We start from the raw sequence: 12,380 nt of genomic DNA, 5'->3' as shown, positions 1-12,380 counted from the left end.
CCCCCCCCCCCCCCCCCCCCCCCCCCCCCCCCCCCCCCCCCCCCCCCCCGACCGACTACCCTGGACCGCTTGCCAGTCCCGCCGTCCCGCCCGAGGAGTCCAGCGCCGTGTCCGACAGCTTCGCGCACCTGCACGTCCACACGGAGTACTCGATGCTGGACGGGGCCGCGAAGAACGGCAAGCTCTTCGCCGAGGCGGAGAGACAGGGTATGCCCGCCATCGCCATGAGCGACCACGGCAACATGTTCGGCGCCTACGAGTTCTTCCACGCCGCCGCCAAGACCGGCGTCAAGCCGATCATCGGCATCGAGGCGTACGTCGCCCCGTCCTCGCGCTTCCACAAGAAGCAGGTGTTCTGGTCGCCCGGCGGCCAGCGGCCGACCAGCGCGGACGGCGAGGGCGGCAAGGACGTCTCCGGCGGCGGCCGCTACACCCACATGACCATGTGGGCACAGAACGCGACCGGCCTGCGGAACCTCTTCAAGCTCTCCTCGCTCGCGTCGATGGAGGGCTACTACATGAAGCCCCGGATGGACCGCGAGCTGATCGCCGCCAACGCCACCGGCATCATCGCCACCACCGGCTGCCCGTCCGGCGAGGTGCAGACCCGGCTGCGGCTCGGGCAGTACGAGGAGGCCGTCAAGGCGGCCGGCGCCTACCAGGACATCTTCGGCAGGGAGAACTACTTCCTGGAGCTGATGGACCACGGCCTGTCCATCGAGCGGGACGTGCGCGACGACCTGCTGCGCCTGGCCAAGGACCTGAACATCCCGCTGCTGGCCACCAACGACTCGCACTACGTCACCGCCGACCAGGCGGACGCCCACGACAGCCTGCTCTGCGTCGGCGTGGGCAAGAACAAGGACGACCCGAACCGGTTCAAGTTCAACGGGTCGGGCTACTACGTGAAGACCGCCGAGGAGATGCGCGAGCTCTTCCGCGAGCTGCCGGAGGCCTGCGACAACACGCTGGCCATCGCGGAGCGGGTCGAGTCGTACGACGAGGTGTTCACCTACGTCGACCGGATGCCGCAGTTCGACGTCCCCGAGGGCGAGACCCAGGCGTCGTTCCTGCGCCAGAAGATCGCCGCCGGGCTCCAGCACCGCTACGGCGACAACCCGGGCCAGGAGGTGCTGGACCGGGTCGAACTGGAGATGGGCGTCATCTCCCCGATGGGCTTCGACGCCTACTTCCTCGTGGTCGCCGACATCTGCCAGTACGCCCGGGACAACGGCATCCCGGTCGGCCCGGGCCGAGGCTCGGCGGCCGGCTCGATGGTCTCCTACCTGACCCGGATCACCGAGCTGGACCCGCTGGAGCACGACCTGCTGTTCGAGCGGTTCCTGAACCCCGAGCGCATCAACCCCCCGGACGTCGACATCGACTTCGACGACCGCCAGCGCGACCAGATGGTGCGCTACGTCACCGACAAGTACGGCTCCGCCTACACCGCCCAGGTCAACACCTTCGGCACGATCAAGGCCAAGGCCGCCGTCAAGGACGCCAACCGCATCCTCGGCTACCCGTTCGCCATGGGCGACCGGATCACCAAGGCGATGCCGCCGGACGTCATGGGCAAGGGCGTCCCGCTGGCGGACCTCTTCAACGACAAGCACCCCCGGTACAACGAGGGCACCGAGATCCGCTCGCTGTACGAGAACGAGCCCGATGTCAAGAAGATCATCGACACCGGTCTGGGCATCGAGGGCCTGATCCGCGGCACCGGCGTGCACGCCGCCGCCGTCATCCTCTCCTCGACACCCCTGCTCGACCTCATCCCGCTGCACATGCGGGACAAGGACGGCGTGATCATCACCGGCTTCGACTACCCGTCGTGCGAAGCCATGGGCCTGATCAAGATGGACTTCCTGGGGCTGCGGAACCTGGGCATCATCGATCACTGCATCAAGATCGTCAAGGCCAACCGCGGCGTGGACGTCGACATCGAGAAGATCCCGATCGACGACCCCACCACCTACCAGCTGCTGGCCCGGGGCGACACCCTCGGCGTGTTCCAGCTCGACGGCGGCCCCATGCGCGCCCTGCTCAAGCTGATGAAGCCCACCGAGTTCGCCGACATCTCCGCCGTCTCCGCGCTCTACCGGCCCGGCCCGATGGGCATGAACTCGCACACCAACTACGCGCTGCGCAAGAACGCCCAGCAGGAGATCATCCCGATCCACCCCGAGCTGGAGGAGCCGCTCGCCGACGTCCTCGGCCCCACCTACGGCCTCATCGTCTACCAGGAGCAGGTCCAGCGAGCGGCCCAGGTGCTCGCCGGGTACTCGCTCGGACAGGCCGACCTGCTGCGCCGGGCGATGGGCAAGAAGAAGAAGGAGGTGCTGGAGAAGGAGTTCGTCCCCTTCCACGCGGGCTGCAAGGAGCGCGGCTACTCCGACGAGGCCATCCAGGCCGTCTGGGACGTCCTGGTCCCGTTCGCCGGCTACGCCTTCAACAAATCGCACTCCGCCGCCTACGGACTGGTGTCCTACCAGACCGCCTACCTCAAGGCCAACTACCCCGCCGAGTACATGGCCGCCCTGCTCACGTCGGTCGCCGACGACAAGGACAAGATGGCGATCTACCTGGCCGAGTGCCGGCAGATGGGCATCCGGATCCTCTCCCCCGACGTCAACGAGTCGGTGGTCGACTTCACCGCCGTCGGCAGCGACGTCCGCTTCGGCCTGAAAGCGGTCCGCAACGTCGGCGTCCCGGTCATCGAGTCGCTGGTGGCCACCCGGGCGGAGAAGGGCAAGTACACCTCGTTCCCGGACTTCCTGGACAAGGTCGAGCTGGTGGTATGCAACAAGCGCACCGTCGACTCCCTGGTCAAGGCGGGCGCGTTCGACTCGCTCGGGCACACCCGGCTCTCGCTGAGCACCGTGCACGAGAGCGCGATCGACGCCGTCACCGGGCTCAAGAAGCAGCAGGCGATCGGCCAGGACGACCTCTTCGGCGCCCTCGACGCCGAGGAGGGCGGCGGCATCGGGCTGGACTTCCAGCTCACCGACCGCGAATGGCCGCGCCGCCAACTGCTCTCCCTGGAGCGGGAGATGCTCGGCCTCTACGTCTCCAGCCACCCGCTCGACGGCGCCGAGCACATCCTCTCCCAGAACCGGGACACCTCGATCGCCGACCTCCTCGGCTCGGGCCGCACCGAGGGCGAGGTCCGCCTCTCCGGCCTCATCACGGCCGTGGACCGCCGGATCAACAAGGCCGGGAACGCCTGGGCGATCATCACCGTCGCCGACCGCGACGGCTCGGTCGAGGTGCTCTTCTTCCCCGCCACCTACAATCTGATGGCCGATCAGATGATCGAGGACAACGTGGTCTCGGTCCGGGGCCGCCTCAACGAGCGCGACGGCTCGCTGAGCATCTTCGGGCAGGAACTCACCACCCTCGACGTCTCCTCCGCCGAACTCGGCACCAAGCCCCCGGTCCAGATCACCGTCCCGGCCGCCCGGGTCACCCCCGGGGTCGTCGCCGAGCTCAAACTCGCCCTCCAGGCCCACCCCGGCGACGTCCCCGTCCGCCTGCTCACCACCGGCTGGGACAAGGACACCCTCTACGAGCTGGGCTTCCAGGTGAACCCCGACAACGGCTTCGCCTCCGACGTCAAGACCCTGCTCGGCAACCGCTCCTGGATGGGCACCAGCGTCCGCTGACGGGGCCCGACGGCGGGACGGCGGGGCGGGCCGGTGACCACCACCGGCCCGCCTCGTCATGTCCCTGCCCCCGCCCCTGCCCCTGCCCCGCCCTGCCCCGCCGTGACCTGCTAGGTTCCCTCCCGACGAACGTACGTACGGGGGGGGTAGCGCTGTGGTCGGGCTGGGAGCAATCGCGGGAATCGCACTGGTGGAGCTCGGCATGGTGATGACGCCGGGACCGAACATGATCTACCTGGTCTCCCGCTCCATCGCCCAGGGCCGCCGGGCCGGGCTGACCTCGCTGGCCGGGGTCGCCCTCGGCTTCCTGGTCTACCTGATCGCGGTGTCCGCCGGGATCGCCACCGTCTTCGCGCTGGTGCCGGAGATCTACCTGGCGGTCAAGCTGGCCGGGGCCGGCTACCTGCTGTGGCTCGCCTGGAAGGCCGTCCGGCCGGGCGGGCGGTCCGCGTTCGCGGCCCAGGAGCTGCCGCACGACGGGCCCCGCAAGCTCTTCCTGATGGGCCTGCTCACCTGCCTGCTCAACCCCAAGGTGGCGATCCTCTACATCTCGCTGCTGCCGCAGTTCGTCGACCCGTCGCGCGGCCACGTCGGCCTGCAGGGCGTGGTGCTGGGGCTGACCCTGATCGTGGTCGGGGTCGCGGGCAACGCCTTCTTCATCGTCACGGCCGGCTCGGTCGCCGGGTTCTTCTCCCGGCACCCGCTCTGGCAGCGCGTGCACCGCTACGTGGTGGGCACCGCGCTGGCCGGCTTCGCCGTCCGGATCGCCACCGAGCGTTCGGGCGCGGCGGTCGCCCTGCGCTGACCGCTGACCGCTGACCGCACTGCGCGGTACTGCTCAGGCGGCACAGCTCAGGCGGCGCGGCAGAGTCCCGCGGGGCCGGCGGCCACGGTCGAGGTACGGACGACGGTCACGTCCAGCGGGCGGGCCACCGTGGCGGCACCCGATCGGGTGCGCGCGAACACGACCAGGCGCAGCACGGCGAACCGGGCGACGCCCGCCAGTGCGGAGGCCGAGAGGTAGACGGCCTGCTCGGCCACCGCGCCGGGCCGCGCGGCCACCTGGTGCAGGACGAGCACGGCCGAGCAGGTCACCGCGTACGCCGCCGCGGCCGACCCGGCCGACTGGACGTGCTGCCGCCAGGTCGCGTGGCCGCCCGCGCCGAAGGTGAAGCGGGCGTGCAGCTCGGTCGCGAGCAGCGTGGAGACCACGGTGACCAGCGCGTTGACCAGGACCCAGGGGACCTGCGGGAGCCATGCGGCCAGGGCCGCCACGGCGAAGCTCGCGGCCACCCCCACGCCGCCGCCGCAGACCACGAAGCGGGCGAAAGCCACGAGGCCCCCGACCTCCGCCCGCTTCCCGCGCCGCCCTGCCGCCATGACCCGCCCCCTTCGGTTCCCGCCCCCCGGAACGCGCGCTCCCGACCCCGGGCCGGGAGCGCGTTTCCCCTTGGCATCAGCATGGCGCACTCCATGGCGCCATGTCCAGTCAATCTGGCGCCACTGTGGCACCATGCGTGAAGGAGACGCGTCCTACCGGAACAGCCGGTCGCCGCTGTTCGCCATCCGGTGGGTGCCGCCGTGGCGGCCGACCCAGTCGCGGACGAGGTTGACGGCGTTGGCGCACTGCCAGCCGCCGTCGTACTCCCGCACCCCGGTGAAGGCGCCGTAGCCGGCGATGATGCCGTCCACCTGGGCGTCGCCGAGGAGCTTGTCGACGTACCACGGGTCGTTGTAGGTGGTCGTCCAGGAGAAGGTGGCCGCGAGCCGGCCGGCCGCCCGGTCGGCGGCGCCCTTCCTGAGTTCGGCGCAGGTGTTCCAGGTGGCCTCGGTGCAGTTGCCGAAGCCCTTGGTGATGTCGCTGTCCCCGTAGTCCATCGCCCGGCGGCCGGCCGGGAATCCGGAGCCGGAGCGGTCGAAGGCGCCAAGCACCTGGTCGCGGGTGCCGGTCGTGGTGATGCCCTCCAGCGGGCCGAGCCGGCCCGCCAGGCTCTGCCAGCCCCGGCCGCCGACGTCCGGGGTGCTGCCGCCGTGGTACTCGTAGAAGCCGTAGAGCACCTGGATCCCGGCGGCCGTCAGCCGCTGGGCCTTGTCGCGCAGGCCGGCGACGCTGCAGGTGCGGTTGGGCGCCTCTCCGCAGTAGTTCGGGTCCTTGATGTCCAGCCAGACCAGCGACAGCCGGCGGCCCGCGGCGGCGTGGGAGAGGATGCGGTCCAGCATGCTGTCGAAGCTGGGCCCGAGGCGGTTCTCGCCGGCCGAGGAACAGTCGTGCCAGGCGCGCCACTCGTTCGGGTTCCACCAGGCGCAGACGTCGATCTCGATGGCGTTGGCCCCGTGGCCGATCGCGGCGTCCACCCCGTTGAGGGTGTCCACCCGGTGCGCGATGGCGTAGACCGGTCGGCGCGCGTCGGCTGCCTGCGCGGGGGACGCCTGCGCGTCGGCGGCCCGCGCGGGGGACGCGAGCGCGGTGGTCCCGAGGATCCCGCACAGCGCCGCCACCAGGGCGGGCAGCATCCGCAGGCGGGCGCCGCGCGGGCGGCCTTCGCCTCGGCGGGCTCCGCGTCGGCGGGTGTCACGTCGGCGGGCTCCGCGTCGGCGGGTGTCACGTCGGCGGGCGTCGCGCAGGCGGGCGTCATGCGAGCGGGCGTCGCGGTGAGTCACCGTCACGAGGTCGCTCCCTTCTCGTCTCTCGTCCTTCGTCGGTACTTGTCTTTGTCCGCCCCCCGTCAATCGAATCACCAACCGTGCGTCGACGTACGGTGAACGGCGGGTTCGGCGGAGAATGCGGCGGTGGCCGCACGGGCCGTCAGGCCGAAGCGGCCCGGCCCTCGCGCGGCACTGATTTGCCATTCCTTTACACTTCTGTAGAACTGATCACCCTCTGCCGTAGAAGGAGTCGCGGACCTCGCGATGGACGAGCCTCCCAGTCACCATCCAGCTGTTCCCTGCCCGCCCCCTGCCCCTCGTGCGGCCCGGACCGGGGCGGGGGTGACCCGGTGAGCGAGGTGCTCCTGCTGGTCCTGGCCCTGCTCCTGACCGCGGCCTGCGCCCTGTTCGTCGCCGCCGAGTTCTCCCTCACCACCGTGGAGCGCGCCGCCGTCGAACGGGCGGCCGAGGCCGGTGAGCGGGGCGCCGCGACCGCGCTCAAGGCCGTCCGGCGACTCACCTTCCAGCTCTCCGGTGCCCAACTGGGCATCACCATCACCAGCCTGGTGATCGGCATGGTCGCGCAGCCCTCGGTGGCCGCGCTGCTCCGCGGCCCACTGGAGGCCACCGGCCTGCCCGAGGCCGCCACCGAGACCGGCTCACTCGTCCTCGGCGTGCTGCTGTCGACCGTCGTACTGATGGTCGCCGGCGAACTCGTGCCCAAGAACTGGGCCATCTCCCGGCCCCTGGCCGTCGCCAAGGTGGTGGCCGCCCCGCAGTACTGGTTCTCGGCCGCGTTCGCGCCGTTCATCGGCCACCTGAACAACACCGCCAACCGCGTCGTTCGACGGTTCGGCCTGGAGCCGGCCGAGCACCTCGCCTCCGCCCGCACCCCGCAGGAACTCGTCGCGCTCGCCCGGCACTCCGCCCGCGAGGGCGTCATGGAGCCCGACACGGCCGAGCTGTTCATCCGCTCGCTCAACCTGCGCGAGCTGACGGCGGAGAACGTCATGAAGCCCCGGGTGGACGTCCGGGCCCTGGCGGAGCACGCCACCGCGGCCGACGTCGCCGACCTCACCCGGGCCACCGGCCTGTCCCGCTTCCCGGTCTACCGGGACAGCCTCGACCACGTGGTCGGCACCGTCCACATCAAGGACGCCCTCGGCGTGCCCGTGGAGCGGCGGGCGAGCCGGCGGGTCTCGGCGCTGATGACCGAGCCGATGCTGGTCCCCGAGACCCTCACCGTCGACCGCCTGCTCGACCGGATGCGCGGCGAGGAGACCCTCGCCGTGGTCATCGACGAGTACGGCGGCACCGCCGGCATCGTCACCCTGGAGGACATCGTCGAGGAGGTCGTCGGCGAGGTCCGCGACGAGCACGACCCCACCGGGACCCCCGACCTGGTCGACCTCGGCACCACCGACGACGGCCGGCACGGGTGGGACTCCGACGGCATCACCCGCACCGACGAACTCGAAGCCATCGGCATGCCGGTGCCCGAGGGGCCGTACGAGACGCTGGCCGGCCTGATCGCCGAGCGGCTCGGCCGGATCCCGCGGGTCGGCGACGCCGTCGAGGTCGACGGCTGGACGCTGGAGGTCGGCGCCGTCGCCCACCACGTCGCCGAACGGGTGCGGATCACCGGCCCCGAACCCGCCGCCTCCCCCGACGACGACCGCCCCGAGCACCAGGAGCGGAACCGATGATTGCCGTCCAACTGATCATCGGCCTGCTCACCATCGTGGCCAACGCCTTCTTCGTCGGCGGCGAGTTCGCCCTCATCTCGGTGCGACGCAGCCAGGTCGAACCTCTCGCCGAGGCCGGTGACCGCCGGGCCCGCACCGTCATCTGGGGCCTGGAGCACGTCTCCGCCATGCTGGCCACCGCCCAGCTCGGCATCACCGTCTCCTCGCTGGTGCTCGGCATGGTCGCCGAACCCGCCATCGCCCACCTGCTGGAGCCGCCGTTCCACAGCCTGGGCGTGCCGGAGGGACTGATCCACCCGGTCGCCTTCGTCATCGCCCTGGGGACGGCGACCTATCTGCACATGCTGCTCGGCGAGATGATCCCGAAGAACCTCGCGCTCGCCGCGCCCGAGCGGGCCGCCCTGCTGCTGGTGCCGCCGCTGGTGGCCACCTGCCGGGCGGTGCGGCCGGTCGTCTTCTCGATCAACGGCTTCGCCAACCGGATCCTGCGCCTGCTCAGGGTCGAGCCCAAGGACGAGGTGGCCTCGGTGTTCACCGAGGACGAGCTCGCCCGGATGGTCAAGGACTCCTCGGACGCGGAACTGCTCAGCGCCCGGGACACCGAGCTGCTGCACGACGCCCTGGAGCTGGGCTCCCGACCCGTCTCCGAGGTCGTCACCCCGCGCGAGCGGATCGTCTTCGCCGACCCCGACACCACGCCGGCGCAGCTGGAGCAGCTCGCCGCCCGCACCGGCTACTCGCGCTTCCCCGTGCTCGGCCCGGACCAGCGGGTGGACGGCTACCTGCACATCAAGGACGCGCTCGAGCACGACGGCACCCGCGACCGGCCGTTCCCGCCCGGCACGCTCCGCCCGATCGCCCGCGTCCCGGAGGCGATGCCCCTCGACGACGTGCTGACCGCGATGCGCCGCTCCGGCACCCACCTCGCGGCCGCGATCACGGCCGACGGCACCCCCCTGGGCCTGGTCACCATGGAGGACGTCCTCAAGGAACTGGTCGGCCCGGCCCCCACCACCGGAGCCCGCTGACACCCCACCACCGGGGCCCGTTCGGACAGCACGGGCCGTGGCACCCGTGAAGCCCAAGGCCATGCCCGGCGGGCGCACCTCCCGGTGTGCCCGCCGCCGGCTCGTCACCGTCGAGGACAGCCTCGGTGGCGGTCGTCAGTGCCCCGTCCGGACGGGTGCCGGGTCACTGCTCCGGGATGCGGCCGCACATCGCGTTGCCGGGGTCGGACGGGTCGGCGCTGATCCAGAACTGCTCCCACAGGAGGGCGAATTCGGGTCGACTGAGGTAGCCGTCGCCGTCCAGGTCGAGCAGGTCGAAGACGTCGTCGGTCGGCACCGTCCGGCCGTGCCAGATGTCGACGAGGCGGCTGTGCTCGGCGCGCGAGATGCGGCCGTCACCGTTCTCGTCGACCGCGTCGAAGACGGTGTCGGCGGTGGCCGTGACCACCTCGCGCAGGGCGGGGAGGCGATCGACGAGGACCAGGAACTCCTCCATGTCGACCTTGCCGTCGTGGTTGCTGTCCGCGACCGTCAGCAGGTGGTCCCACCAGCCCAGCATCAACGCCTCGACCCTGACGCCCAGTTCCGCGTCCCGCTGGACGGCCGGCAGTCGGCCCCACCGCTCCGCCAGGGCCTGGAAGTCGTTCTGCCGGAGGCAGCCGTCCCCGTCGGTGTCGAATGCGGCGAAGACGTTGCGGAGCTTGCGCCGCTGGAACTCGTTGGCCATGAACGGGCCTCCCTGTGCGAGCCGTTGCGCCATCACGTGTGGCGACAGGCTGGCGACTGTAAGGGTGCGGCGCACGGCCAAGGCGGACTTCGGCGAAAGAGCCGGTGATTCCCGGCACAGCTGCCCCGTGGCGACTCGGGTGTGCTAAGCCGAACGCCCGGACGGTCCGGCCCCGTCCCGGGACAGGGCCTCCGGGCCCCGTGCGCAGCGATGTCGAAGCCGCGATGTCGAAGCCGCGAAATCGAAGCAGCCACGGGGCAATCCGCCGGCCCGGCGGCCTCGAATACGGTCGAGCGTCTTCCCACCGGACCCAGGAGGTCTTCATGCGCAGCTGCCGACCCGGCGGCAGGCCCCGGTTGTCGATCGTGGCCAGGAGTGCCGCCGGTCGCGGGGGGACGGGCCGGTGACCGCCGTCGTGTACCTGTCCGGCCCTCGGTACCGGGGCCCGGATCTGAAGGACCTGGTCGCCAGGACGGCACTCGGCGACCAGGAGGCGTTCTCCCGGCTGTACGACGCGGTGGCCGGACCGATACTGGGTCTGGTCCGGCGGGTGCTGCGGGATCCGGCGCAGTCGGAGGAGGTCGCCCAGGAGGTGATGTTCGAGCTGTGGCGCACGGCCGCCCGGTACGAGCCGGAGCGCGGCGAGGTGATGGCGTGGGTGCTGACGATGGCCCACCGGCGGGCGGTGGACCGGGTGCGGACGGCGCAGGCGGCGTCCGACCGGGAGCAGAAGGTGGCCGCGCGCTCGCACACGCCCGCGTTCGACGAGGTCGCCGAGCAGGTCGAGGGCCGGCTGGAGCGTGAGCAGGTCCGCCGGTGCCTCGAATCGCTGACCCGGCTCCAGCGTGAATCGGTCACCCTGGCGTACTACCGGGGGTACACCTATGCCGAGGTCGCCGAGGTCCTGGGCACCCCGCTCGGCACCGTCAAGACCCGGATGCGGGACGGTCTGATCCGCCTGCGCGACTGCTTGGGGGTTGGTTCATGAACGCGGCACCCGACCTGCACACCCTCACCGGTGCGTACGCCGTGCACGCCCTGTCCGAGCAGGAGCGGGCCGCGTTCGAGCGGCACCTCGCCCGGTGCCCGGCCTGCGCGCAGGAGGTGGCCGAGTTCGAGGCGACCGCCGCCCGGCTCGGGGCCGCCGAGTCGGTGGAGCCGCCTCCCGCGCTCAAGGCCCGGGTGCTGGCCGGCCTCGGCGGGATCCGCCAGCTCCCGCCGCCGACCGCGACCGCAGGCCGGCTCCGGCGCGTGTCGCGACCGGCGCCGCGATGGCCCCGGACGGCGGTGGCCGCGTGCCTGGCCCTGGCGGCGGCCCTGGGCGCCCTCGCCGTGCAGCAGCACGACCGGGCCGGCCGGGCCGAGGCCCGGGCCGACCGCCAGCGCGAAGAGCAGGCCACCGTCAGCGGCCTGCTGACCGCCTCGGACGCCCGCACCTCCACCGCGGCCTCCGGCGCGGCCGTCGCCACGGTGGTCTGGTCGGCCGCTCGCGGACAGGCGGCGTTCCTCGTCGCGGGCATGCCCGTCCTGCCCCCGGGGCGGACCTACCAGCTCTGGTTCAGCGACAGCGGCACGATGCGCCCGGCCGGACTGCTGCCCGCGGGCGACGGGCAGCTGCTGCTCACCGGCCGTGTCGACGGCGCCGTCGGGGTCGGTGTGACCGAGGAGCCGTCCGGCGGCTCGGCCCTTCCCACCGGGCGGCCCCTGATGCTGCTGCCGCTCACCTGACTCCTCCGGGGTCCACGGGCTCCCCGGGCTCCCCGGGCCTCCCGAAGGGTCCGGCCGGCAGGCCGTCCGGCGCCGCGGCGCTTCTTCCGTCCACGACCCGGTGGGCGGTACCGCCCACGCCGCGCGGCCGGGGAGGTCATAGTCTGCGGCCATGACCGACACACAGGCTCTGACGCCCCGGGAAGCCCTCGAGACGCTGCTGGCCGGCAACCACCGGTTCGTCACCGGGATACCCGAGCACCCGAACCAGGACGCCGCCCGCCGGACCGAGACCGCGCCCGCCCAGGCGCCGTTCGCGGTGCTGTTCGGCTGCTCCGACTCCCGCCTCGCCGCCGAGATCATCTTCGACCAGGGGCTCGGCGACATGTTCGTGGTGCGCACCGCGGGCCACGTCACGGGGCCGGAGGTGCTGGGCAGCATCGAGTACGGGGTCAGTGTGCTCGGCTGCCCCCTGGTGGTGGTGCTGGGCCACGACTCCTGCGGGGCCGTCGCCGCCACCCGGGCCGCCGTCGCGGCCGGCACCACGGTGCGCGGCTACGTGCGGGATGTCGTCGAACGGGTGACCCCGAGCGTGCTGGCCGCCAACGCCGCCGGGCACACCGAGGACGCGGACTTCATCGCCGAGCACGTCCGGCACACCGTGGACCTGCTGCTGGAGCGCTCCCGCTGCCTCTCCGAGGCGGTCGCCGAGGGCAGTACCGCCGTGGTCGGCCTGTCCTACCGCCTGGCCGACGGCACCGCCCGCCTGGTCACGGGCCGCGACGTGGACGTGGCGGCCGGCGCGGCAGCCGTCGACCCCGGGTGAGACCCCGGGTGAGACCCCGAGTGAGGCATGGAGGTGGGGGGGGGGGGGGGGGGGGGGGGGGGGGACCCCCCGCCCGGCCCCCCCCCCGGCGGGGGG

The 12,380-nt window shown here is 72.2% G+C and carries 10 protein-coding genes; 7 read left to right on the top strand and 3 right to left on the bottom strand.

The features are described from left to right. Positions 1 to 107: 107 nt before the first annotated feature. Positions 108 to 3,665 carry a DNA polymerase III subunit alpha gene (gene dnaE, locus SM793_RS35065; protein WP_320442387.1) on the top strand — a complete coding sequence of 1,186 codons (3,558 nt, stop codon included), beginning with the start codon at positions 108 to 110 and terminating at the stop codon, positions 3,663 to 3,665. A gap of 154 nt (positions 3,666 to 3,819) precedes the next feature. Then, the gene (locus SM793_RS35060; RefSeq protein WP_320442386.1) at positions 3,820 to 4,470 is read left to right on the top strand and encodes a LysE family translocator; all 651 of its coding nucleotides are present in this window, start codon (positions 3,820 to 3,822) and stop codon (positions 4,468 to 4,470) included. A gap of 47 nt (positions 4,471 to 4,517) precedes the next feature. Here SM793_RS35060 and SM793_RS35055 read toward each other — a convergent pair whose 3' ends face one another. Beyond that, positions 4,518 to 5,045 (bottom strand): GtrA family protein, encoded by a 528-nt coding sequence (locus tag SM793_RS35055; protein WP_320442385.1) that lies wholly within the window; start codon positions 5,043 to 5,045, stop codon positions 4,518 to 4,520. A 153-nt stretch (positions 5,046 to 5,198) separates the two neighbouring features. Beyond that, entirely contained in the window at positions 5,199 to 6,332 is a 1,134-nt protein-coding gene (locus tag SM793_RS35050) for a phospholipase (RefSeq protein ID WP_320442384.1), read from the bottom strand. 329 nt (positions 6,333 to 6,661) lie between these two features. Between SM793_RS35050 and SM793_RS35045 the strand changes: the two genes are divergently transcribed. Both SM793_RS35045 and SM793_RS35040 read left to right on the top strand, forming a co-directional pair. Further along, positions 6,662 to 8,017: a hemolysin family protein gene (locus SM793_RS35045; RefSeq protein WP_320442383.1), complete on the top strand. Its 1,356-nt coding sequence runs from the start codon at positions 6,662 to 6,664 to the stop codon at positions 8,015 to 8,017. After that, positions 8,014 to 9,045, top strand: a complete 1,032-nt coding sequence (locus SM793_RS35040; RefSeq protein WP_320442382.1) for a hemolysin family protein — start codon at positions 8,014 to 8,016, stop codon at positions 9,043 to 9,045. Before SM793_RS35045 ends, SM793_RS35040 begins: the two co-directional genes overlap by 4 nt. 163 nt (positions 9,046 to 9,208) lie before the next feature. On the opposite strand, the gene SM793_RS35035 is transcribed toward SM793_RS35040, so the two are convergent. After that, positions 9,209 to 9,751: an EF-hand domain-containing protein gene (locus SM793_RS35035; RefSeq protein ID WP_320442381.1), complete on the bottom strand. Its 543-nt coding sequence runs from the start codon at positions 9,749 to 9,751 to the stop codon at positions 9,209 to 9,211. Positions 9,752 to 10,154: 403 nt separating this feature from the next. Here SM793_RS35035 and SM793_RS35030 point away from each other — a divergent pair, with 403 nt between their 5' ends. From SM793_RS35030 to SM793_RS35020, 3 genes are all read left to right on the top strand, one after another. Beyond that, positions 10,155 to 10,739 carry a sigma-70 family RNA polymerase sigma factor gene (locus SM793_RS35030; RefSeq protein WP_320442380.1) on the top strand — a complete coding sequence of 195 codons (585 nt, stop codon included), beginning with the start codon at positions 10,155 to 10,157 and terminating at the stop codon, positions 10,737 to 10,739. Continuing rightward, positions 10,736 to 11,479: an anti-sigma factor domain-containing protein gene (locus SM793_RS35025; protein ID WP_320442379.1), complete on the top strand. Its 744-nt coding sequence runs from the start codon at positions 10,736 to 10,738 to the stop codon at positions 11,477 to 11,479. Before SM793_RS35030 ends, SM793_RS35025 begins: the two co-directional genes overlap by 4 nt. 151 nt (positions 11,480 to 11,630) lie before the next feature. Beyond that, complete coding sequence (locus SM793_RS35020) at positions 11,631 to 12,284, top strand: carbonic anhydrase (protein WP_320442378.1); 654 nt, start codon at positions 11,631 to 11,633, stop codon at positions 12,282 to 12,284. Positions 12,285 to 12,380: the final 96 nt, after the last annotated feature.

It is taken from the genome of Kitasatospora purpeofusca (assembly GCF_034043715.1).
In the GTDB taxonomy this organism is placed as follows: domain Bacteria; phylum Actinomycetota; class Actinomycetes; order Streptomycetales; family Streptomycetaceae; genus Kitasatospora; species Kitasatospora purpeofusca_A.
Note: the sequence above shows the minus strand (reverse complement) of the source record. Positions and strands in the feature narration are given on the sequence as shown.